Source organism: Ramlibacter sp. MAHUQ-53 (assembly GCF_052600055.1).
In genome coordinates, this window is the sequence record NZ_JBQWTS010000009.1 from 50339 (window position 1) to 72395 (window position 22057).

The 22057-nt window shown below is 70.3% G+C and carries 21 protein-coding genes; 7 read left to right on the top strand and 14 right to left on the bottom strand.

What is annotated here, in order from left to right:
* Position 1 precedes the first annotated feature (1 nt).
* Positions 2 to 490: a nucleoside deaminase gene (locus tag ACT80S_RS14205; protein WP_377416870.1), complete on the bottom strand. Its 489-nt coding sequence runs from the start codon at positions 488 to 490 to the stop codon at positions 2 to 4.
* Complete coding sequence (locus tag ACT80S_RS14210; RefSeq protein WP_377416872.1) at positions 487 to 1509, bottom strand: ABC transporter substrate-binding protein; 1023 nt, start codon at positions 1507 to 1509, stop codon at positions 487 to 489. Before ACT80S_RS14210 ends, ACT80S_RS14205 begins: the two co-directional genes overlap by 4 nt.
* Before the next feature lie 275 nt (positions 1510 to 1784).
* On the opposite strand from ACT80S_RS14210, the gene ACT80S_RS14215 reads away from it, so the two are divergent.
* Positions 1785 to 2843, top strand: a complete 1059-nt coding sequence (locus tag ACT80S_RS14215) for an aromatic ring-hydroxylating dioxygenase subunit alpha (protein ID WP_377416874.1) — start codon at positions 1785 to 1787, stop codon at positions 2841 to 2843.
* Between the two features lie 113 nt (positions 2844 to 2956).
* Here ACT80S_RS14215 and ACT80S_RS14220 read toward each other — a convergent pair whose 3' ends face one another.
* The 3 genes from ACT80S_RS14220 to ACT80S_RS14230 are packed head-to-tail and all read right to left on the bottom strand — an operon-like array spanning position 2957 to position 5609.
* Complete coding sequence (locus ACT80S_RS14220; RefSeq protein ID WP_377416876.1) at positions 2957 to 3730, bottom strand: ABC transporter permease; 774 nt, start codon at positions 3728 to 3730, stop codon at positions 2957 to 2959.
* On the bottom strand, positions 3727 to 4545 hold the full coding sequence (locus ACT80S_RS14225) for an ABC transporter ATP-binding protein (RefSeq protein WP_377416878.1): 819 nt from the start codon (positions 4543 to 4545) through the stop codon (positions 3727 to 3729). Before ACT80S_RS14225 ends, ACT80S_RS14220 begins: the two co-directional genes overlap by 4 nt.
* On the bottom strand, positions 4545 to 5609 hold the full coding sequence (locus tag ACT80S_RS14230; protein ID WP_377416880.1) for an ABC transporter substrate-binding protein: 1065 nt from the start codon (positions 5607 to 5609) through the stop codon (positions 4545 to 4547). Before ACT80S_RS14230 ends, ACT80S_RS14225 begins: the two co-directional genes overlap by 1 nt.
* A gap of 245 nt (positions 5610 to 5854) precedes the next feature.
* Between ACT80S_RS14230 and ACT80S_RS14235 the strand changes: the two genes are divergently transcribed.
* The gene (locus ACT80S_RS14235) at positions 5855 to 6121 is read left to right on the top strand and encodes a GlsB/YeaQ/YmgE family stress response membrane protein (RefSeq protein ID WP_377416882.1); all 267 of its coding nucleotides are present in this window, start codon (positions 5855 to 5857) and stop codon (positions 6119 to 6121) included.
* Positions 6122 to 6123: 2 nt separating this feature from the next.
* On the opposite strand, the gene ACT80S_RS14240 is transcribed toward ACT80S_RS14235, so the two are convergent.
* On the bottom strand, positions 6124 to 6858 hold the full coding sequence (locus ACT80S_RS14240; RefSeq protein ID WP_377416884.1) for a GntR family transcriptional regulator: 735 nt from the start codon (positions 6856 to 6858) through the stop codon (positions 6124 to 6126).
* 172 nt (positions 6859 to 7030) lie between these two features.
* On the opposite strand from ACT80S_RS14240, the gene ACT80S_RS14245 reads away from it, so the two are divergent.
* Positions 7031 to 8527, top strand: coding sequence for a nucleobase:cation symporter-2 family protein (locus ACT80S_RS14245; RefSeq protein WP_377416886.1), 1497 nt, complete (start codon positions 7031 to 7033; stop codon positions 8525 to 8527).
* A gap of 69 nt (positions 8528 to 8596) precedes the next feature.
* Here ACT80S_RS14245 and ACT80S_RS14250 read toward each other — a convergent pair whose 3' ends face one another.
* From ACT80S_RS14250 to puuE, 3 genes are read right to left on the bottom strand one after another with little or no spacing between them, the layout of a single operon-like run.
* Positions 8597 to 9850, bottom strand: a complete 1254-nt coding sequence (locus ACT80S_RS14250; RefSeq protein WP_377416888.1) for a M20 family metallopeptidase — start codon at positions 9848 to 9850, stop codon at positions 8597 to 8599.
* A complete protein-coding gene (gene uraD / locus ACT80S_RS14255) occupies positions 9847 to 11625 on the bottom strand; it encodes a 2-oxo-4-hydroxy-4-carboxy-5-ureidoimidazoline decarboxylase (RefSeq protein ID WP_377416890.1) in 1779 nt (592 codons plus the stop codon). Before uraD ends, ACT80S_RS14250 begins: the two co-directional genes overlap by 4 nt.
* A 5-nt stretch (positions 11626 to 11630) precedes the next feature.
* Positions 11631 to 12575 (bottom strand): allantoinase PuuE, encoded by a 945-nt coding sequence (gene puuE / locus ACT80S_RS14260; protein WP_377416892.1) that lies wholly within the window; start codon positions 12573 to 12575, stop codon positions 11631 to 11633.
* A 78-nt stretch (positions 12576 to 12653) separates the two neighbouring features.
* Here puuE and uraH point away from each other — a divergent pair, with 78 nt between their 5' ends.
* Positions 12654 to 13007, top strand: coding sequence for a hydroxyisourate hydrolase (uraH, locus tag ACT80S_RS14265; protein ID WP_377416894.1), 354 nt, complete (start codon positions 12654 to 12656; stop codon positions 13005 to 13007).
* A 31-nt stretch (positions 13008 to 13038) separates the two neighbouring features.
* Here the strand turns inward: uraH and ACT80S_RS14270 are convergent, their stop codons facing one another.
* Complete coding sequence (locus ACT80S_RS14270; protein ID WP_377416896.1) at positions 13039 to 13566, bottom strand: hypothetical protein; 528 nt, start codon at positions 13564 to 13566, stop codon at positions 13039 to 13041.
* A gap of 53 nt (positions 13567 to 13619) precedes the next feature.
* Between ACT80S_RS14270 and xdhC the strand changes: the two genes are divergently transcribed.
* Positions 13620 to 14432 carry a xanthine dehydrogenase accessory protein XdhC gene (xdhC, locus tag ACT80S_RS14275; RefSeq protein WP_377416898.1) on the top strand — a complete coding sequence of 271 codons (813 nt, stop codon included), beginning with the start codon at positions 13620 to 13622 and terminating at the stop codon, positions 14430 to 14432.
* Between the two features lie 151 nt (positions 14433 to 14583).
* Positions 14584 to 15792: a urate hydroxylase PuuD gene (locus tag ACT80S_RS14280; RefSeq protein WP_377416900.1), complete on the top strand. Its 1209-nt coding sequence runs from the start codon at positions 14584 to 14586 to the stop codon at positions 15790 to 15792.
* Positions 15793 to 15835: 43 nt separating this feature from the next.
* On the opposite strand, the gene ACT80S_RS14285 is transcribed toward ACT80S_RS14280, so the two are convergent.
* Genes ACT80S_RS14285 through ACT80S_RS14300 form a run of 4 tightly spaced genes read right to left on the bottom strand, consistent with a single transcriptional unit; the run spans position 15836 to position 21059 of the window.
* Positions 15836 to 16249, bottom strand: coding sequence for an acyl-CoA thioesterase (locus tag ACT80S_RS14285; protein ID WP_377416902.1), 414 nt, complete (start codon positions 16247 to 16249; stop codon positions 15836 to 15838).
* Positions 16249 to 17232 (bottom strand): Bug family tripartite tricarboxylate transporter substrate binding protein, encoded by a 984-nt coding sequence (locus tag ACT80S_RS14290; RefSeq protein ID WP_377416904.1) that lies wholly within the window; start codon positions 17230 to 17232, stop codon positions 16249 to 16251. Before ACT80S_RS14290 ends, ACT80S_RS14285 begins: the two co-directional genes overlap by 1 nt.
* 59 nt (positions 17233 to 17291) lie before the next feature.
* A complete protein-coding gene (locus ACT80S_RS14295; RefSeq protein ID WP_377416906.1) occupies positions 17292 to 18887 on the bottom strand; it encodes an indolepyruvate oxidoreductase subunit beta family protein in 1596 nt (531 codons plus the stop codon).
* Positions 18888 to 18905: 18 nt separating this feature from the next.
* Complete coding sequence (locus ACT80S_RS14300; protein WP_377416908.1) at positions 18906 to 21059, bottom strand: thiamine pyrophosphate-dependent enzyme; 2154 nt, start codon at positions 21057 to 21059, stop codon at positions 18906 to 18908.
* 96 nt (positions 21060 to 21155) lie between these two features.
* Here ACT80S_RS14300 and ACT80S_RS14305 point away from each other — a divergent pair, with 96 nt between their 5' ends.
* Complete coding sequence (locus ACT80S_RS14305) at positions 21156 to 22049, top strand: LysR family transcriptional regulator (protein WP_377416910.1); 894 nt, start codon at positions 21156 to 21158, stop codon at positions 22047 to 22049.
* Positions 22050 to 22057 lie beyond the last annotated feature (8 nt).

The window sequence follows — 22057 nt, forward strand, 5'->3', positions numbered from 1 at the left end:
CTCACCGCTTCCAGAAGCCCTCGTGCGGCACGCGGGCCTCCTCCAGCAGCGCCGGGCCGATGCACTCGATCGGGTGGGGCGAGGCCGCGAACACGTCGCGGCAGGACAGCTGCGCGTCGCGCTGCTCGGCGCGCTCGCCGCGGAACACCCGCAGCGACACGGCGTCGATGCCGAACACCACCCGGCCGATGTTGGCCCAGAAGATGGCCCCCGCGCACATGACGCAGGGCTCGCCCGAGGAGTAGATCGTGGCCCCTGCCAGGCGCTCTCGCGAGTGCCTCGGCGACGCCATCCGCACGGCGTTGGTCTCGGCATGGCCCGTGCAGTCGCCCGTCTCGGTGGTGTCGCACCAGGCGCTGGCCAGCACCTCGCCGTCATCGGCGACGATGACCGCACCGAACGGGCGGTTCCCCCGCTCGCGGCCCTGGCGCGAGAGCGCGATGGCCTGCCGCAGGTACAGCGCGTCGCGTTCGTCGAGCGTCGCGCTCATGCCCGCACCATCCGCTCGGCGCGTGCCGGCAGCATCGACCGGTTGAACACGCCGTCGGCCGAGGGCCGCACCTTCAGGCCGTAGACCTCGGCGACTTCCTCGACCTGCTGCTCCAGCGTGAACTTGTTGAAGTCCCCGAGCCCGTGCGAGGCCGTGTCGCGTGCGCCCACGTACTGCGCGGTGATGCGCCAGCGCTCCAATTCGACCTTCTCGTCGATGATGGGCTCGCGCTGCTTCACCGCGGCGATCGACGGGACGGGGTTGGCGAAAGTCTCCAGCAGCGCCCGGCTGGTGGCCCGCAGGAATCCGGCCACCGCCTGCGGCTGCTGGATGATCATCGCGTTGCTCGCGAGGATGGCGTTGCCGTAGAGGTTCAGGCCGGCGCTGGCATAGGGCAGGACCACCAGTTCCTCCGCCTTCATGCGCGTGAACAGAGAGAGCGCGGAATCGTGGAAGTAGGTCGCGGCGTCCACGTCGCCGCGCACCATCACGTTGTCGCGGGCGCTGAAGTCGGTCGTGACCCACTGGAGCATGTCCGGGCGCGCCCGCAGCTTGCGCGCCACCATGGGCCAGTTGCGACGCGTGGCCTCGACCGCCGCGGCGGCCACGCGCTTGCCCTCGAGGCTGCGCCAGTCGCTCGTGATGCCGCGGTCCCTGCGGCCGATGATCGTGAACGGTGCGCGGTTGTAGTACTGGAACACGGCCTGCACCGTCGGCGTGCCCCCGTTCTGGGCATGGAACTCGATCAGCGAGCTGATGTCGCCCAGCCCCATCTGGTAGGCGCCGCTGGCGATGCGGGTGATGGAGGCGACCGAGCCCGCGCCGGTATCCAGCGTCACGTCCAGGCCCTCGTCGCGGTAGTAGCCCTTGGCCTGTGCCAGGAAGAAGGGCGCAACCTGGCCGTTGACGCGGAAGTCGAGGGTGAAGCGGATGGGGGTCAGGCTGCCTTGGGCTCGGACTGCGGGGGCAGACAGGGTGGCGGCCGCGGCGGTTGCGGCGAGGAACAGGCGACGCTGCATGAGGGATCTCTCCGGAAAGGACAAGCGAGCTTGAAGGTCCCGCGGCGGCAGGCCACGGGGCGACAAGAGCAATTTCCGGGCTTCCCGAACCAGGACGGTGCGGGAGAGGCTGAACGCTTCTACTCTTGCGGCCCGACCAGCACCATCCGTGCCAGCGTCGGATGGTCTGGACATTGCTAAGGGGTTGGCAGAGTAGAAGCGTTCACCGACCCATGGGGGGCCGGCCGGAAATTGCTCTGGACCGCGGCCCGATGCCGCCCGGAGAACACGCACCCATGCTCGTCACACGCCAACCCGTCTTCCGCAAGTTCTGGCATGCCGTCATGCCCCTGTCGGACCTGCAGGACGGCCCCAGGTCCTTCACCCTCCTTGGCCAGGATCTCGTCCTCTTCATCGGGCCCGACGGCCAGCCCGCCGCGCTGCGTGATCGCTGCTGCCACCGCACCGCGCGCCTGTCCAAGGGCTGGTGCATCGACGCCGCCGGAGCGCCTTGCGGCACCGGCCACATCCGCTGCGGCTACCACGGCTGGACCTACGACGGCACCGGCCGGGTGGTCCAGATTCCGCAGTACGGTGCCGACCGAGCCATCCCGCCCGACTACCGCGCGCAGGCCTTCCACTGCACGGCCCGCTACGGCTACGCGTGGGTGGCGCTGGAGGATCCGGTGGCCGACATCCCCGAGGTGCCGGAGTTCGGCGCGGCGGGCTGGCGCACCATCTTCCAGTTCCATGAGCGCTGGCAGACGAGCCCGATGCGTGCGCTGGAGAACTCCTTCGACAACTCGCACTTCAGCTTCGTGCACCGTGCCACCTTCGGCGTGGCTGCGCGCCCCGCGCCGAGCCGCTACGAGCTGGTCGAGCGCGAGACCGGCTTTGCCGCGGAGACCGTGATCGAGGCGGCCAATCCGGAGCGCTTCCGGCGCATCAGCGGCGTCAGTGACCCCATCACGACGCGCCACATGCGCAATGCCTACTTCCTGCCGTTCTCGCGCCGGCTCGACATCGAATACCCCTCGGGCATCCGCCATGTGATCATCAACTGCTTCACGCCCATCGACGACGGCAGCATCCAGCTGTGCCAGTGGCTGTTCCGCAATGACACCGAGGAGGACTGCCCGGCGCAGATGCTGATCGACTTCGATGCCGAGATCACCCGGGAAGACAAGGACATCCTCGAGTCCACCGACCCCGACGCGGTGGTCGACCTGCGCCGCCGGGGCGTCGAGTACTCGATGGACTCGGACCGCCCCGGCATCCTGATCCGGCGCAAGCTGATGGAGGTGCTCGCGCGCGCCGGCGAGGAGGAGATCCACGCGGGCAACTGCGGCGGCTGACGCGGCGGCCGGACGCCGCGGTGACGCGGCATGGACCCGGCATGAAAAAGGGGCGCCCGAGGCGCCCCTTTCTCCAGGATGACCGCCATCCCGTGATGGCGAAGCGGCCGGCTTCAGTGGCCCTGCGAGCCGCGGTGGGCCCAGGCCGTGGTGTGCTTCTCCACGTACGAGAACAGCTCGTACATCGCCATCGCCATCGCGCCCACGACCACCAGGCCGGCGAAGGCCAGGCCCATCTGCATGGCCGAGCCGGCGGAGATCAGCAGGTAGCCGATGCCCTCGTTGGCGGCGGTCATCTCGGACACGGTGGTGCCCACGAAGGCCAGCGTGATCGCCACCTTGAGGGAGCCGTAGAAGTACGGCATGGAGCGGGGCAGGCCCACCTTCACCAGCACGTCCCAGCGCTTGGCGCCCAGCACCCGCAGCACGTCCTCCAGCTCGGGCTCGAGCGTGGCCAGGCCGGTGGCGATGTTCACCGTGATCGGGAAGAACGAGATCAGGAAGGCGGTGAGGATGGCGGGGCCGATGCCGATGCCGAACCACACCACCAGGATCGGCACGAAGGCCGCCTTGGGCAGGGCGTTGAACGCCGTCATCAGCGGGTAGACCGCGGCATAGGCGATGCGCGAGCTGCCGATCAGGAAGCCCAGGAGCACGCCCACCACGATGGCGATGCCGAAGCCCGCCATCGTCACCCAGAAGGTGCGCCAGGCATGGCCCGCGATCACCCCGCGGTACTCGATCAGCTGGTCCCAGATGCGGGCCGGGCTGGGGAAGACGAACTCGGAGACGTTGAACGCCGAGCACAGCACCTGCCAGATGATGATCGTGGCCACCAGCAGGATCCAGGGGGACCAGCGTTCGACCTGTTTGGATGTCTTGCTCATTGCGCCACCTCCGCGCCCTGCTTGCGCATCGCGCCGATGTGGCCGCGAAGCTCATGGACGATGTCGGTGAATTCCTTGGTGTAGGTGACCTCCAGCTCGCGCGGGCGCGGCAGGTCGATCTCCTTGCGGACCACGAAGCGGCCCGGGCTCTTGCTCATGACGTAGATCGTGTCGGCCAGGAAGACCGACTCGCGCAGGTCGTGCGTGACCAGGATCACGTTGAACTTCTGCTCGGTCCACAGGTCGCGCAGGATGCACCACAGCTCCTCGCGGGTGAAGGCATCGAGCGCGCCGAAGGGCTCGTCGAGCAGCAGCATGCGCGGCTCGTGGATCAGGGCGCGGCAGATGCTCGCGCGCTGCTGCATGCCGCCCGAGAGCTGCCACGGGAACTTGTCCTCGTAGCCGGCCAGGCCCACCTTGCGAAGCAGCGCGCGGGCGCGTTCCTCGTACTCGGCGCGCTTTTGCTTGAAGGTGGAGCGGTAGGGCTCCACGATCTCCAGCGGCAGCAGCACGTTGTCCACCGTCGTGCGCCAGGGCAGCAGCGACGGCGCCTGGAAGGCCATGCCTGAGATCTTCAGCGGCCCGGTCACCGGCTCGCCGCCGATGGTGATCTTGCCCATGGAGGGCATGCGCAGGCCGGTGGCCAGCTTCATGAAGGTGGACTTGCCGCAGCCCGAGGGCCCGACGATGGCGATGAACTCGCCCTCGCGCACCTTCAGGTCGATGGCCTCGACCGCGAAGTGGTTCTTCTTAAGAAGCTCGTCGTTGTAGGCGAGCCAGACGTCCTGGAAGTCGACGAAGTAATCCGCGCTCATCACTTCTTGGTCGAGGTGGGAGCGGCGGCCTTGGGCGCCGGCAGGATGTTCAGTTCGGCCTTGGCCGGCAGGAAGGAGCCGTTCCAGATCGTGTCGGCATTCACGCGGGTCTTGGTGTTGAAGGCATCGGAGACCTGCGACGCCATCAGCGAGAGGCGGCCGGGGTTGATCTGGCCGAAGCCCTCGGCGCGCGCGTCGGCGCTGTTGATCACGGTATCGACCGCGATCTTCAGGCGGCGCGTCTCGAGTTCGGCGTTGATGATGCCGTCACGCGCCTTCACGTACTCGATGCTGGCGGCGGGGTTGGCGATGACCTCCTTGGCGCCCTTGGTGAAGGCGGACAGGAAGGCCTTCACCGCGGCCGGGTTCTCCTTGAGGATCTTGGGCGAGGCGATGATGACGTTGCCGTACAGCTTGACGCCGAAATCGGCGTAGGGCAGGGTGACCACGTCCTCGAGCTTGACGCCGCGGGCCTCGAGGTTCAGCAGCGAGGTGAAGGTGAAGCCGGTGATGGCGTCCACGTCGCCGCGGGCCAGCATGGTCTCGCGCAGCGGCGGGTCCATCGCGGTCCAGGTCACGGCGCCGATGGCGTTGGCCTTCTGGAAGATCGGGAAGGCGCGGCGGCCGGCGTCGAACACCGGGGCGCCCATCTTCTTGCCATTGAGGTCGCCCGGGGCCTTGATGCCGGACTTCTTCAGCGCCATCACGGCGGCCGGCGTGTTGTTGTAGACGACCATGATCGCCACCGGCTTGTTCGGCGCGTCCGGGTTGTTCGCGTGGAACTCCATCAGGGCGGCGAGGTCGGCGAAGCCCAGGTCGTAGGTGCCCGAGGCCACGCGGGTCACCGCGCCGCCGGAGCCGTTGCCGGCGTCCACCGTCACGTCGAGCTTGGCGTCCTTGAAGTAGCCCTTGGCGGCCGGCAGGAGGAACAGGGCGGAGGGGCCCTCGAAGCGCCAGTCCAGCTGGAACTTGATGGGGGTCAGGGCCTGCGCGTGGGCGGCGCCGACGGTGGCGGCGAAGGCGAGCGAGGCAGCGGCCTTGAGAATGAAGCGTTTGGTATTCATGGCGACTCCAGGGAAGGTATTTGCAGTGATTGCAGACAGGACGAGGGAAGCAAGATCAATGCCGAGACGCCCCAAAACGGGGAGGCCGATGCCAGCGGTCAGGCGATTCCGACGGCCCGATGCGCCCTGCGCGCACGGCGGACCTGTATACGCGACTACCCGCGGCCGCGACGGCCGCAACCATATTGCCTTGGCCGGCTCCCGGTCCATCAACACAGCGCCCGCCGCGGCGAAGGAGTGTCACCATGAATTTCCTGATCTGGCTCATCGTGGGAGGCGTCGTCGGGTGGCTGGCGAGCCTCATCATGCGCACCGACGCGCAGCAGGGGATCCTGCTGAACGTGATCGTGGGGATCATCGGCGCCTTCATCGGCGGGTGGGTGGTCTCGCCCATGGTGGGCGTGGGCACCATCAACGAGGGCATCAGCATCGGCTCGGTCCTGGTGTCGCTGGTGGGCGCCGTGATCCTGCTGGCCATCGTCAACCTGTTCCGCCGGGGACGGGTGCGCTGAGCCTAGGAGGCCGGCCGCAGGATCGCGGCGAGGTCCGGACCCCGCGGGTCCAGGTGCAGGTTGCGTTCGACGCTCGCGAGGTGCTGCTCCATCAGGCGGGCGGCGGCGCGGGCGTCGCGGCGTTCCAGGGCCGCCACGATGTCCTCGTGCTCCGACTGCGAGTGGCCGGCCGAGTGGGAGGACTGGTACATCAGCGAGATCAGCTGCGAGCGTGACAGCAGGTCGGCCACCATGTCGGCCAGGACCTCGTTGCCCAGCATGCGGGCCAGCACCACATGGAAGTCCGCCAGCAGGCGGGTGCGGCCCGAGACGTCCGACTGGCTCACCGCCTGCCGCTCGTTGCGCAGGTGGGTCCGCAGCTGCGCCACCTGGGCGTCGGTGATGCGCGCGGCGAGCTGGCGCACCATGCTGCCCTCCACCATCCGCCGCACCTCGAACACCTGGCGCGCCTCCTCCACGCTGGGCGTGGAGACGAAGGCGCCGCGCGCGGGCTCCAGCGTGACCAGCCGGTCGCGACTGAGCTGGTTCAGCGCCTGGCGGACCACCGTGCGCGAGACCGAGAACAGGTCCGCGATCTGCTGCTCGGCGAGCTTGGTGCCGGGGGTCAGCCTGCGCTCGATGATGGCGCTGGTGATGGAATCCACGATGCGCTCGGTCGAGGTGGCCGCTGGCGCGGGGGAGCGGCCGCTGGCGCGGGCATCGACGAGGCGGACGGGGGTGGCAGGCGTGCGGGACATGGTGGGCGGTCCAATTTGGCAGTTTAGACGGCATACAGGCCCTCAGGGAATCCCCGTACAGCTCTGAACACAAAGCTGTATACGATCGCGCACCAATGGTGCATGCACTCGGTGCGTCGCCCCGGGCTGGTGCGTGGCATGCACCACGCAGGCACCGACCGAGGAGACCGCCATGACCCAACCCGCCGTCCACCCCGTGGACGAAAAACTCCCCACCGGCCGCCTGGCCGCGCTGGGCCTGCAGCACGTGCTGGTGATGTACGCCGGTGCGATCGCCGTACCCCTGATCGTGGGCCGCGCGCTCAAGCTCTCGCCCGAGCAGGTGGCGATGTTGATCAGTGCCGACCTGTTTTGCTGCGGCATCGTGACCCTGGTGCAGAGCCTGGGCGTGACGCGCTGGTTCGGCATCCGCCTGCCGGTGATGATGGGGGTGACCTTCGCCGCGGTCGGCCCGATGGTGGCCTTCGCCAACGCCATGCCCGGCGTGGACGGGGCGCGTGCGATCTTCGGCGCCATCATCGGCGCGGGGGTGATTTCCATGCTGATCGCGCCGGTGGTGAGCAAGCTGCTGCGGTTCTTCCCGCCGGTGGTGACCGGCACCATCATCGCCATCATCGGCATCAGCCTGATGCGCGTGGGCGTGGGCTGGGCCACGGGCGGGCCGGCGCCGATGGCGCAGAGCGTGGACGTGCCCAAGCTGGTGGCCATGGTCGACGCGGCCAAGGCGGCGGCCGCCGCCGCGCCGGTGGCGCCCGGCGCCAGCGCGCCGGCGCTCAAGCTGGCCGGCCCGATCCCGATGGTGAACAACCCGGCCTACGGCGCGCTGGACAACCTGGCCATCGCCGCGGCGGTGCTGGTGTTCATCCTGCTGCTGGTGAAGTACGCGCGCGGCTTCGTGGCCAACATCTCGGTGCTCCTGGGCATCATCGCCGGCTGCGTGGTGGCCGCGGGCCTGGGCAAGATGGGGTTCGAGAAGGTGGCCAAGGCCGGCTGGTTCGACGTGGTCACGCCGTTCGCCTTCGGCCTGCCCACCTTCGACCCGGTGATGATCCTGACCATGACGCTGGTGATGATCGTGGTGATGATCGAATCGACCGGCATGTTCCTGGCGCTGGCCGACATGACGGGCAAGAAGGTGGACCAGCCGGCGCTGGCCGCCGGCCTGCGCACCGACGGCCTGGGCACCCTCATCGGGGGCATCTTCAACACCTTCCCGTACACCAGCTTCTCGCAGAACGTGGGCCTGGTGGGGGTGACCGGCGTCAAGAGCCGCTGGGTCTGCGTGGCCGGCGGGGTGATCATGGTCGTGCTGGGGCTGCTGCCCAAGATGGCGGCGCTGGTGGAGTCGATCCCCACCTTCGTGCTGGGGGGCGCGGGCCTGGTGATGTTCGGGATGGTGGCGGCCACGGGCATCCGCATCCTGTCCACGGTGGATTTCAAGGGCAACCGCAACAACCTGTACATCGTGGCGCTGTCGATCGGCTTCGGGCTGGTGCCGCTGGTGGCGCCGCGCTGGTCGCAGCAGATGGCGCACGGCCTGCACCCGCTGCTGGAGTCGGGCATCCTGCTGACGGCGGTGGCCGCGGTGGTGCTGAACATCTTCTTCAACGGCGCGCGCGAGGACCGCGCGGGCGCGATCGCCGCCGCCAAGGTGGCCGAGGCGCACTGAGCGCAGGACGGCACGAATGAAAAGGCCCGCCCCGTGAGGGGCGGGCCTTTTTCGTGGGGCCGCCAGTGCTTACTGCAGCAGGTCCCGCAGCGTGCGGGCGATGACCTTGGTGGCGCGGCGCAGGTCCTCGAGCTCGAGGCGCTCGTCGGCGCGCTTGGCGTGGGACTCGAGCACGGTGCGCGGGCCGGCGCCGTAGATCACGCCGGGGATGCCGGCCTCGCCGTACAGGCGCACGTCGGTGTACAGCGGCGTGCCCATGGCCGGCGGCACCGCGCCGAAGACCTCGCCCGCGTTCTTCTGGATCGCCTCCACCAGCGGCTGGTTGCCCGGCAGCGGCTTGAGCGAGCGGGCCAGCAGGATGCGGCGCACGTCCACCGTGATGCCGGGGAACTCCGCGGCGGCCGTGGCGATCACGTCGCGGATCGAGGCTTCCACCGCCACCGGATCCTCCTCGGGGATCATGCGGCGATCGAGCTTGAAGGAGACCTTGCCCGGGATCACGTTGGTGTTGGTGCCGCCCTCGATGCGGCCGACGTTCACGTAGGGGTGCTTGATGCCCGCCACCTGCGAGGTGACCTTGCGGTACTCGGTGTTCTGGGCGTACAGCGCGTTGAGGATCTTCACCGCGCCCTGCAGCGCGTCGATGCCGGTGTCGGGGACGGCGGCATGGGCCATCTTGCCGTGCACTGTCACCTCCATCTGCAGGCAGCCGTTGTGCGCCGTCACCACCTCGTAGCTGAAGCCGGCGGCGATCATCAGGTCGGGCCGGGTCAGGCCCTGCTTCAGGAGCCAGCCCGGGCCCAGCTCGCCGCCGTATTCCTCGTCGTAGGTGAAGTGCAGCTCCACCCCGCCCTTGAGCGGCGCGCCCAGCGACTCCAGCGCGCGCACCGCGAAGGTGAAGCTGGCGAAGTCGCTCTTGCTCACCGCCGCGGCGCGGCCATAGAGCTTGCCGTCGACGATTTCGGCGCCGTACGGGTCGTGCGTCCAGCCTTCGCCGGGGGGCACCACGTCGCCGTGGGCATTGAGGGCCACGATCCGTCCCTGGGCGGGGCGTCCGTCAGGCGTGCGGCCCTCGCCGTAGTAGCGCCGCACGATCAGGTTGGTGATGGACTCCAGGCCGGCTTCCTTCACCACCGCGTCCGGCACGGCGTGCTTCTCGGCCTCGAAGCCGAAGTCGGCGAGCAGCTGCGCGGTCCGCTCGGCATGCGGCGCGTTGTTGCCGGGAGGCGTGTCGGTGGGCACGCGCACCAGCGCCTGCAGGAAGCGCACTTCCTCGTCGAAGTGCTGGTCGATCCAGGCGTCGAGCTTGTCGTGGTCGGTCATCGGGCGGTTTCCTGTGCGAGTTGGTCCAGCAACAGCTGGAAGGCCTCCACGGCCAGTTGCATGTCGTCGCTGGTGGTGCTTTCCAGCGGGTTGTGGCTGATGCCGGAGTTCTGGCCGCGCACGAACAGCATGGCCTGGGGCATGACCTCGTGCAGCTTCATGGCGTCGTGGCCGGCGCCCGAAGGCATGCGGTGCAGCGGCACGCCAAGGGCCGACACGGCGCGCTCCCAGCGGGCCTGCCAGGCCGGGGCGCTGGGCGCGGCGGCGGCGCGCATCGTCTCCTCGGTGCGGGCGGCCACGCCGCGGCGTGCGCAGATCGCTTCGAGCTCGGCGAGCACGTCGCGCACCAGCGCGTCGCGCTGGTTATCGGCCGGCGCGCGCAGGTCCAGGGTGAACTGGCAGCGCCCGGGGACCACGTTGGTCGAGCCATTGGGCACCTGCAGGATGCCCACCGTGCCCACGCTGTCGCCGTCCTGCGCGGCGCGGCGCTCCACGTACAGCACCAGTTCGGCCACCGCGGCGGCGGCGTCGCGGCGGCGATCCATCGGCGTCGTGCCGGCGTGGCTGGCCATGCCGGTGACCTCGCACAGGTAACGCACGCTGCCATTGATGGAGGTGACGATGCCCAGGGGCAGGTCCAGCTCGTTGAGCACCGGGCCCTGCTCGATGTGGACCTCGACGAAGCCGAGGTAGCCGGCCGGGTCGCGCTGCAGCCTGGGGATGTCGTCGATGCACAGGCCGGCGTGCTGCATGGCCTGGCGCATGGGGATGCCGTCGGCGTCCTTCTGGTCCAGCCAGGCCTCGTCGAACTGGCCGATCAGCGCGCCTGAGCCGAGGAAGGTGGCCTTGTACCGCTGGCCCTCCTCCTCCGCGAAAGCGACCAGCTCCAGGTCGAAGGGCAGGCGGCGGCCAGCCTTCGCCAGCTCGCGCACGCAGGCCATGGGCGTGAAGATGCCCAGGCGCCCGTCGTACTTGCCGCCATTGCGCACGGTGTCGTAGTGGCTGCCGGTCATGAGCGTCTTCGCCCCCGGGGTGGCGGCGCGGTAGCGGCCGACCACGTTGCCCACGGCGTCGATGTGGACCTCGTCGAAGCCGGCGTCGCGCATGTCGTTCGACAGTCGCTGGGCGCAGGCGCGGTGGGCGTCGGTGAGGTAGGTCACCGTCAGCTGGCCCTTCTCGGCATAGCCGGGGTCGCTGTGCCGCGCGAGCTTCTCGTGCAGGTCCCAGACCGCGTTGCCCAGGGTCGGCTCGACGCCGAACTTGTCGTTCAGGCGAATTTCGGCGATGCGGTGGATGTTGCGCAGGCACTCTCCGCGCTCGAAGTCGACCGGGTTGCCCAGGCGGCGCGCGAAGGTCTCGATGATCTGCGCCCGGTCCAGGCCGGTGCCGCGCGGGCCGCGCACCGCCAGGATGAAGGGGAAGCCGAACTTGGCGTTGTAGTCCGCGTTCAGCTTCTGCAGCGTCGCGAACTCCTCGGGGCTGCAGTCGGTCAGGCCGGCCTTGCCCTGCTCGTTGGTGGATTCGGCGGTGAGGGTCTTGCTCACCATCGCCTTGCCCGCCAGCTCGGGGTGGGCGCGGATCAGGGCCAGCTGGCGGTCCACCGGCGCCTCGGCGACGATGCGCGCGCAGGCATGCTTGAGGGCGGCCAGCGAGGCGAAGGGCCGCCGGGACAGCGCTGCCTCGACGATCCAGGGCGAGTGCTCGTAGAGGCCGTCCAGCCAGGCCAGGGCCTGGTCGGCGGGCGCGTCGTTGAATTGCTGCAGGGTCAGTGCCATGGCGGTCAGCCTCGCGTGTCTTGGTAGGGGTGGACCTGCTTCCAGTGCCGCGCGATGTCGAGGCGGCGGCACACCCACACCCGGTCGTGCGATGCGATGTGGTCCAGGAACTTCTGCAGCGCCACGATGCGGCCGGGGCGCCCGAGCAGGCGGCAGTGCATGCCGACGGACATCATCTTCGGCGCCTCGTCGCCCTCGGCGTAGAGCGCGTCGAAGGTGTCCTTCATGTACTGGAAGAACGGGTCGGCGTGCGAGTAGCCCTGGGGCAGGGCGAAGCGCATGTCGTTGACGTCCAGGGTGTAGGGCACGACCAGCTGCGGCACCACCGTGCCGTCGGTCTTCTGGACTTTCATCCAGAACGGCAGGTCATCGCCGTAGTAGTCGCTGTCGTACTCGAAGCCGCCGTAGTCGGCCACCAGGCGGTGGGTGTTCGGGCTGTCGCGGCCGGTGTACCAGCCCAGGGCGCGCTCACCGGTCATCGCGGTGAGGATGTCCATGGCCTGGCGCATGTGCTCGCGCTCCACCGCCTCGTCCACGTTCTGGTAGTGGATCCACTTCAGGCCGTGGCAGGCGATCTCGTGGCCCAGCTCCTTGAAGGCCGCAGTCAGCTCGGGGTGGCGCTGCAGGGCGGTGCTCACGCCGAAGACGGTCAGGGGCAGGCCGCGCTTCTCGAACTCGCGCAGGATGCGCCAGACGCCGGCGCGGGAGCCGTACTCGTAGATGCCGTCCATGCTCATATGGCGGGCCGGGAAGCTCGCCGGGTTGAACATCTCGGAGAGGAACTGCTCGCTGCCCGGGTCGCCGTGCAGGACATGGTTCTCGCCGCCTTCCTCGTAATTGAGGACGAACTGCACCGCCACCCGGGCATTGCCGGGCCAGCGAGCGTGGGGCGGGTTGCGGCCGTATCCGACCAGGTCGCGCGGGTAGGGGGCGGTGCTGTCGTAGGTCATGGGAGACTGTGGGTTCGTGGAATTGTGACGGATCGCCGGCAAAGTGTATACACTTCTGTTTACGAATTGGAGGTTTCCATGGGATTGAGCACGCATGTCCTCGACACGATGCACGGCACCCCCGCGGCCGGCATGGGTGTTTCTCTGTATCGCTACGAGGGGGAGGAGCCGGTGCTGGTCCGCCGCTTCGCCCTGAACGCCGACGGCCGCAACCCGGACGGCCCCCTGTATGACAACGCCAGCCTGCGCACCGGCCGCTACCGCCTGGTGTTCGACGTGGCGAGCTATTTCCGTGCCAAGGGCGTCGAGCTGCCCGACCCGCCCTTCCTGGAGCAGGTGCCGCTGGACTTCGGCGTGGCCGACGCGCAGGCGCACTACCACGTGCCGCTGCTTTGCAGCCCTTGGAGCTATTCGACCTACCGGGGCTCCTGAGCCCGCGGGCCGGCCGGCCCGCGAGGCGGGCTCAGTCCTGGCCTTCGGTCAGGGTGTCGAGCTGGAAGCGGCCGCTGCGGTCCCACAGCCAGGTGTCGGTGTAGGTGACCCGCCCCATGCGGGCCGGGGCCGGGTAGGGGGCGGCGGCCCGCACGGTGCGCTCGATCTCGGCGATGACCTCCGGCGCATGGCGCGGCGCGCGCATCCAGTTCAGGCCGCGCACGTGGCCCCCGCCATCGAGCTCCACCTGCAGCACCCCCACCGCATAGAGCAGGGGGGGCAGGCGGCCGGGGTAGATGCGCTCGCGGTTGAGGCCATACAGGTGGCTGGCCGCGTCGCGCCGGTAGTCGCGCGGCGAGGTGGCCTGCGAGGCGCGCAGGGCCGGCGCAACAGGGGTGGCGGGGGGGGCCGCGGGCACCGCGTCGATGGTGGGCGGGCGGCCGGCAGGCACCGACGTGGTGTCCCGCGAGACCGGTGTCGAGGTGCAGGCCGCCAGCAAGGCGGCGGCGGCGCCGGTGGCCATGCCGAGGGCCCGGCGCCAGGGGCTGGCATGCTTCATGATGTCTCCTGGCTTCTGCCCCAAGCATACTGGCCTCCCGGCCGCTTTCCAGCATGTTGCATCTGCTCACGCCCGACCTGACCGAACGCCTCGCTCGCGAACCCGCGGTGCTGGTGCGCGTGGCCGCCACCGAGGGCTCGGTGCCGCGCGAGGCGGGCACCTGGATGCTGGTGTTCGCGCAGGAGGTCGCCGGCACCATCGGCGGTGGGCAGCTGGAGTTCCAGGCGATCGCCGCCGCCCGCGAGCGCCTGGCCGGCCGGCCGGGTCCCGGCGCGCAGCGCTACCCCCTGGGCCCCAGCCTGGGACAGTGCTGCGGCGGGGTGGTGCACCTGGCCTATGAGGCGGTCACGCCGGACGCGGCGCCCGCGCTGATGCGGCGCCTCGCGCAGGCGCTGCAGCCGGTGGCGGTATTCGGCGGCGGCCATGTGGGCCAGGCCCTGGTGCGGGCCCTGGCGCCGCTGCCCTATGCCGTGACCTGGGTCGACAGCCGCGACGGCATCTTTCCCGCTGGCCTGCCGCCCCAGGTGCGCTGCGAGCACTCCGACCCGGTGCAGGCCGCGGTGGCCGACCTCGCCCCCGGCTCGCAGGTGCTGGTCATGAGCTTCAGCCATGCCGAGGACCTGGACATCGTGGCCGCCTGCCTGCGCCGCCTGCGCGAACGCGACGACCTGCCCTTCGTGGGTCTGATCGGCAGCCGCACCAAGTGGGCGACCTTCCGCCACCGGCTCGAGGCCCGCGGCTTCACCGCGGACGAACTCGCGCGGGTGACCTGCCCCATCGGCCTGCCGGGCCTGGCCGGCAAGGAGCCGGAGGTGATCGCGGCGAGCGTGGCGGCGCAACTGCTGCTGCGGCGCCAGCCTACGTGATGTCCCGGGGATGGCGCGGCGCGGGAGTTGCTTAAACTTCGTTCCCATTGGTCGCAGCGGTGCCGGGCTTCATGCGCAAGCCCTTGGTTCGCGGCCTTGTCCCTGCTCAGAGCGCCCGCGGTGGTGAGCAGTCCTGAAGGTGTCATTGCGCATGGAAAGCTACCTCCTCGACTGGGCCAACCTCCTGCTTCGCTGGCTGCACGTCATCACGGCCATCGCCTGGGTCGGTTCGTCCTTTTATTTCGTCTTCCTCGATTCCAGCCTCACGCCCCCCGTGGACGAGGACCTGAAGAAGCAGGGCGTCTCCGGTGAACTCTGGGCGCTGCACGGCGGCGGCTTCTACCACCCGGTGAAGTTCGCCGGCGCCCCGCCGAAGCTGCCCGGGCACCTGCACTGGTTCTACTGGGAGAGCTACACCACCTGGATGTCGGGCTTCGCACTGCTCACGGTGTCCTACCTGTGGAACGCGCGCACCTACCTGATCGACCCGTCGAAGATGGACTGGTCGCCCTCCGCCGCGGTGACCGTGGTGCTGGCGTTCCTGGTGGTGTTCTGGATCCTGTACGACCTGATCTGCCGCACCTTCGGCGAGAAGGAGAACGGCGACTCCATCGTGGGCGCGCTGGTCGCGGTGCTCGTCGTCATCGCCTCCTGGCTCGCCTGCCACTGGTTCGCCGGCCGCGCCGCCTTCCTGGTGGTGGGCGCGATGATCGCCACCACCATGAGCGCCAACGTGGCGATGTGGATCATCCCGGGCCAGCGCAAGATGGTCGCCGCCATCAAGGCCGGCCAGCCGGTGGACCCGGTCCACGGCAAGCGCGGCAAGCAGCGCAGCGTGCACAACACGTACTTCACGCTGCCGGTGCTGTTCTCGATGCTGTCCAACCACTACAGCTTCACCTGGAACCACCCGCAGAACTGGCTGGTGCTGGTGCTGATGATGTTTGCCGGCGCCGCGATCCGCCAGTTCTTCGTGCTGCGCCACGGCTGGAAGCTGGGCCGCAACAAGCACCCGCTGCCGTATGCGGTGGTGGGCGTGGCGGTGATCCTGGGCGCGCTGATGTGGATGATGCCGGCGGCCCAGCCCGCCAGGCCGGCGGCGGCCGCCGCGCCCGCGGCTGATTTCGCCGCGGTGCAGAAGGTGCTGGAGCAGCGCTGCTACCTGTGCCACGGCGCCCAGGTGCAGATGAAGAACGTGCGCCTCGATTCCCCCGAGGCGGTGAAGCAGAACGCCCAGGCCGTCTACCAGCAGGTGGTGGTCACCCGCCTGATGCCGATGAACAACAGCACGAACATCACCGAGGACGAGCGCGCCCTGGTGGGGGCTTGGTTCCAGGCGGGCGCGAAGACCGCGCCCTGAGCCCGGCGGGCCCCGTTGCCGGGGCCTGCGCCGGTGGCCCCGGCTACTCGCAGAGGCTGCGGATCGCGTCGGGCGCCGGCATCGCGAAGATGCTGCCGTCCTCGCGCCGACCGGCGAAGATGCGCACCTCGTCGCACTCCAGGATCACGGTGTCCCCGCGCAGCACCTGATAGCGCTGCACGAAGCTCTTGCCCCGCCACTCGGCCACGTGCGCGCGGATGTCCAGCGTGTCGCCGTAGCTGGCGGTGCGGATGAAGCGCGTGTGCGTGTCCACCAGGGGCGTGCCGATCACGCCCAGGGTCTTCTCGGTCTCGCGCCAGGGCGGCACGCCGCACTCGATGAAGAAGTGCCGCGAGGCCGCGTCGATCCAGCGGAAGAAATTGGGGAACCAGACGATGCCGGCCGGGTCGCAGTCGCCGAACTCGACGCGCTGGGTGTAGGTGACGGTGCGCGCCATCAGTCCCCCGCGATCTTGCGTTCGCGGATGATCCCGCCGAAGCGCTTCGAATCGTCCGTGGCGCGGGCGCCGAACTCGGCCGGCGTCAGCGGCAGGGCCTCGCCGCCCAGGGCGACGATGCGGTCCTGGATCGGCTTGGTGCCCAGGATGCGGTTGATCTCGCGGTTCAGGCGCGCCACCACGTCGGCCGGCGTGCCGGCCGGGGCATAGAAGCCGAACACGCTGTCGGCGTCGAAGTTCTTCAGGCCGGCCTCGTGCAGCGTGGGCACGTCCGGGAACAGCGGCGAGCGCTTCAGGCTGCCCACCGCCAGCAGCTTCAGGCGGCCGCTGCGGGCGTGCTGCAGGCCGATGCCCGGGTCGAAGTGGAAATCGATCTGGCCGGCCAGCAGGTCCTGCAGCGCCGGGGCCGCGCCGCGGTACGGCACATGCACCGCGAACACGCCGGCCTGGGACTTCATCATCTCCGCCGCCAGGTGCGGCGAGCTGCCGTTGCCCGGCGAGCCGAAGGTGAGCTTGCCGGGGTTGGCGCGCAGGTGCGCGAGGAACTCCTGCGCCGTGTTCACCGGCAGCTGCGGCTTGACCATGAGGTACACCGCGACGCGGGCGGCCGAGGCCACCGGGACCAGGTCCTTGGCCGGGTCGAAGGTCATCTTCGGGTACAGGTGCGGGTTGATCGACACCATGCCGCCGGAGCTCATGAGGAGGGTGTAGCCGTCCGGCGCCGAACGCGCCGCGGCCTCGCCGCCGATGTTGCCGTTGGCGCCGCCGCGGTTCTCGATCACCACCGGCTGGCCCAGCGCCTCGGACAGGGGCTGGCCGATGGCGCGCGCCAGCGTGTCGGCCGCGCCGCCGGCGGGGAAGTTCACGATCACGCGCACCGGCTTGGTGGGCCAGGCCGGGGCCTGCGCGTGGGCGGCGGTGCCGGCCAGGCCGGCGGCGGACAGGGCCAGGGCGAGGAGGGCCCGGCGGGGAAGGTTCTTCATGCGTGTCTCCAGGGGTCTTCTCGGTCTTCTCGCGGAGCTGTCTCGGGATCCGCTCGAGGTCAGCCCGCCTGCTGCCCGGCGGGCCGGGCGCGGCGGATGAATCGTATCGGCTGTTCCTTCAGCGGCCGCGGCGGCGCGCCGTGGGCACGCAGGGTGGCGTCCAGGGCGGTGCCGGCCTCGTCGGCCAGGGCCGCGGCGCGCGCGGCGGCGACGGCCTGCGCCGCGGCCTGCGGGTCGGCGCCCTGGGCCAGGTGCTGCATCACGTGCAGCAGGTTCTCCTTGCCGCGTTCGTTGGTGCTGCCGTAGCCCTTGACCAGGCGGCCGCACTGCGCGATCTCGTGGCCCAGCGACCAGGCGCGGGCGCAGCCTGCGACCACGGCCTCCAGCCAGCGTTCGATCATGGCCTGCTCTGTGGCCCAGCGGCTGCCGCGCGGGCGCAGCCACTTCAGCGAGGCCAGCGCGCGCAGCGCCAGCATGCCGCCCACCGAGTGCGTGCCCACCTTCAGCGGCATGGACCAGGCCGGCAGGCCGCGCGCGGTGCGGCGGCGGTTCCAGGCCAGGAGCCGGCCGGCGAGCGACGGCGGCAGCAGCGCGGCGAACTCGGGCACGCCGGGCTTGAAGTGGTCCCAGACCTGCAGCAGGTCGTCGTCCTTCGCCTTCACTTCCTCGCGCACGCGGCGCCAGCGGTTGGCGCGGCTCTTGAGGTCAGCCACGCGGACGATGTCGTCGAACGCCATCCACAGCGCCAGCCAGCGGGCCATCTCGGTGGTCACCGCGAAGCCCTGCGTGCCGCCCGGGTCGGCGGCGCGCTCGGCCTGCAGCACGCGCTCCAGGCGCTGCGCGTAGAGCGCGGCGTAGGCCGGTCCCTGGTAGTCGAGCACGCGGGCATGGCCCAGGCCCAGGAGGGCATGCACCGGCTGCGGGAAGCGGGCGGCGAGGTCGGCGGGCAGGGGGCGCGGCGCGGGGGCGTCGTCGTCGGCCTCGACGAGGCCGCGCACCAGGGCGGCCTGCGCCTGCGCGCCGGCCACGATGTCGAAGGCGCGGGCGAAGCCGCGCAGGCTGGCGGCGGCCGAGGCGCCGCCACCGGACTGGATCACCGCCTCGTAGTCCTCCCGGCGAATGAACGGCAGCAGGCCGCTGCCGGCGATGGCGCCCAGCATCACGGCGCTGACCACCGTGCCGCATTCGCGGGCCACCGCGCCCATGTCGAACACCTGGTGCTCGCGGCTGAAGCCGCGCACCGCGGCGAGCAGGCGGTCGGCGTCGACGCGGCCATCCCCCATCTGCATGCGCTCGTTCACGGTGAGCGCGCGGCTGGAGGAGGTGATGACGCGGGTGCGCTGCGGCGCGCTCATGCCGTTGCCGACCTGGCGCGCCGTCTCCAGCAGCTCGGAGGAAACGATGGCGTCCAGCGCGCCGGGTACCGGGTTGAGGCTGAACACCGGGCGGCGGCCGCCCAGGCTGGCGAGGGGCTGCGGGAACACCTCGACGTAGTAGGTGGTGGCGCCGGTGCGCTGCGCCACGCCGGGGATGGAGGTGGCCTGGACCGGGTAGCCGGCGTGGCGGGCCGTCTCCACCAGCCATTCGGTCAGCACGCCTCCGCCTTCGCCGCCGAGGGCGCACAGCAGGAGGGTGACGGGTTGCTTGTTGTCCATGGGAATGTCCTTCGCGGCTCAGGCGGGTTGCAGCGCGCGCACCAGGCCGCGGCGCAGGGCGGCCCGCAGGCGCTCGTGCCAGCGCGGGTTCTGCACCACCTCGGCGCGGTAGAAGCTGGGGCACAGCGTGGCCGCGTGCGCGTTGGCGCCGCACAGGCCGCAGCCCACGCAGCCGTCGATCACGGTGGCGACCGGGTCGACCTTGAGCGGGTCGGGGTTGTCCTTGAGCGTGAGGGTGGGGCAGCCGGAAAGGCGGATGCAGGCGTGGTCGCCGTTGCACACGTCCTCGTCCACGCCGTACTTCACCCGCACCACGCGCTCGCCCTTCTTCAGCAGGCTGGCGATCCAGGGCTTGAGCCGGCGCTGGCGTTCCAGCTGGCACTCGCCCTCGGCGACGATGACCTTGAGGCCGTTGAAGTCGCTGGTGAAGGCCTCCTTGAGCGTGTCGCGCATCTCGTCCACCTGGTAGGTGTTGACGGTGCGCATCCACTTCACGCCCAGGCCCTGCAGGGTGTTCTCGATGGTGCGGTTGGTGTGGGCCAGGCTCTGGCCCTTGTCCGCGGAGCCGGCCTTGGCGTCCTCGGGCGGCGTCGAGATCAGTTCCTGCGTGCCGGTGGCCGAGGAGTAGCCGTTCTTGAAGATCAGGAGGACCGCGTCGTCGCCGTTGAACAGCGCCGACTGCACCCCGGTGAGCAGGCCGTTGTGCCAGAAGCCGCCGTCGCCCATGATGGCCAGCGTGCGCCGCTGCATCATCGGGGAGACGCCGGCGCGGCTCGCCAGGCTCATGCCGTAGCCCAGGATGGAGTGACCGGTGTGGAACGGCTCGAAGGTGCCCAGCGCGTGGCAGCCGATGTCGGCCGCCACGTGGACCTTGCCGACCTCCTGCTGCGCCAGCTGGAGCGCGGAGAACACCGGCCGCTCGGGGCAGCCCACGCAGAAGCCCGGCGGGCGCGCGGGCAGGGGCCGGCCGACCTCGGCGGCGACCGCGGCGCGGCGCTCGCGGTTGCCCGCCAGCCACTGGCGCGCGGCGTCCAGCGGGCTGGCCGGCAGGTGGGCCGCCACGAAGGGCACCAGGCCGCCGCAGATCGCCTCCACGCTGTACTCGCCGCCCTGGGGCAGCAGGTCCTTGCCATGCAGCTTGGTGCCGATGTCGCGGCGGCGCAGGAGGGTGGCGATCTCCTGCTCGATGTACTCGGGCTGGCCTTCCTCCACCACCAGCACCGCGCGCTTGCCGGCGCAGAAGCCGGCGACCTGCTCGGGCACCAGCGGGTAGGTGACGTTCAGCACCAGCAGCGGGATCTCGCTCTCGCCGAAGGCGTTGGCCAGCCCCAGCTGCTGCAGGCTGCGCACCAGGGCGTTGTACAGGCCGCCCTGGACGATGATGCCCACCTCGTCGTGGCGCCCGGGCATCAGCTCGTTGAGGTGGTTGTCCAGGATGTACTGGCGGGCCGCGGGGATGCGCTTCTCGTGCTTCAGCTTCTCCTGCGGGAAGGTCACCGGCGGGTGGGCCAGGCGCATGTAGTCGAACTTCGCCGGGTCGGCCATGAGCTGGCGGGTGGAGACCTGGGGCGGCTGGTTGTCCCGCGCCTCGAAGCTGCCCCGCACGTGGCAGGCGCGGATGCGAAGCTCCAGGATCGCCGGCATGTTCGAGGCCTCGGAGAGGCGGAAGCCGTGTTCCACCATGTTCACCATGGTCGGCAGGTCGGGCCGCGGGTCGAGCAGGCACATCGTCGACTTGAGCGCGAAGGCGTGGGTGCGCTCCTGGATCACCGAGGCGCCCTCGCCGTAGTCCTCGCCCACCACGATCAGCGCGCCGCCCACCACGCCCGGCGAGGCGAGGTTGGACAGCGCGTCCGAGGCCACGTTGGTGCCGACGATGGACTTCCAGGTGACCGCGCCGCGCAACGGGTAGTGGATGGAGGCGCCCAGCATGGCGGCGGCCGAGGCCTCGTTGGCGCAGGCCTCCACGTGCACGCCGAGCTCGTCGAGGTAGGGGCGGGCCTGGACCATCACGTCCAGCAGGTGCGAGACCGGCGCGCCCTGGTAGCCGCCGACATAGGCCACGCCGGATTGCAGCAGCGCCTTGGTGATGGCGAGGATGCCCTCGCCGTGGAAGGTCTGGCCTTCCCCGAGGCGCAGGGATTCGATCTCCCTGCCGAATGAAACTTCCAAGGGGGTGTCTCCCGGTGTCGTCGTTGTGGGTTCGGCAGTGTCGCCAGCCTGAATTCATCAATCAATAAAATGAATCGACTATCCGGAATAAGCTGAATGCATATCAAGGACATCGACCTGAACCTGCTGCGGCTGTTCGACGCGGTGCACCGGTGCGGCAGCGTCAGCCGCGCCGCCGAGCAGCTGGACCTGACCCAGCCCGCCGCCAGCCAGGGCCTCACCCGCCTGCGCGGCCTGCTACAGGACCCGCTGTTCACGCGGGCGCCGGGCGGCGTCAAGCCCACGCCGCGCGCCGAGCGCCTGGCCGAGCCGGTGCGCCAGGCGCTGGCCACGCTGCAGGCGGCCCTGGGCGAGGCCGACGGCTTCGACCCGCTGCGGTCGCGGCGCACCTTCGAGCTGCATATGAGCGACATCGGCGAGAGCCGCTTCATGCCGCCGCTGGTGGCGGCCCTGCGCGAGCAGGCGCCGGGGGTGCGGGTGGAGGCGCGGCCCTGGCCGCGCCAGGCGCTGGCCGAGGCCCTGCACACCGGGCGGGTGGACTTCGCCTTCGGCTTCCTGCCGATGGTGCGGGACACGCGCAGCCAGCGCCTGCTGGAGGACCGCTACATCCTGCTGCTGCGGCGCGGCCATGCCTTCCTGCGGCGGCGGCGCACCGGCGCGGCGCTCCTCGCGGCCCTGGGCGAGCTGGAGTTCGCGGCGGTGCGCACCCATGCGGACACGCTGCGCATCCTGCAGCTGCTCAAGCTGGAGGACCGGCTGCGGCTGGTGACCGAGCACTTCCTGGCGCTGCCCTCGATCGTGCGGCAGACGGACCTGGCGGCGATCGTCCCGCGCAACATCGCGCGCGGCTTCGGCGAGGGCTTCGTGCTGGTGGAGCCCGAGTTTCCGCTGCGGGACTTCACCGTCTCCCTGCACTGGAGCCGGCGCTTCGAGGCCGACCCGGGGCACCGGTGGCTGCGCGGGCTGGTGGGCGGGCTGTTCCGCGGATGAAGGCCCGC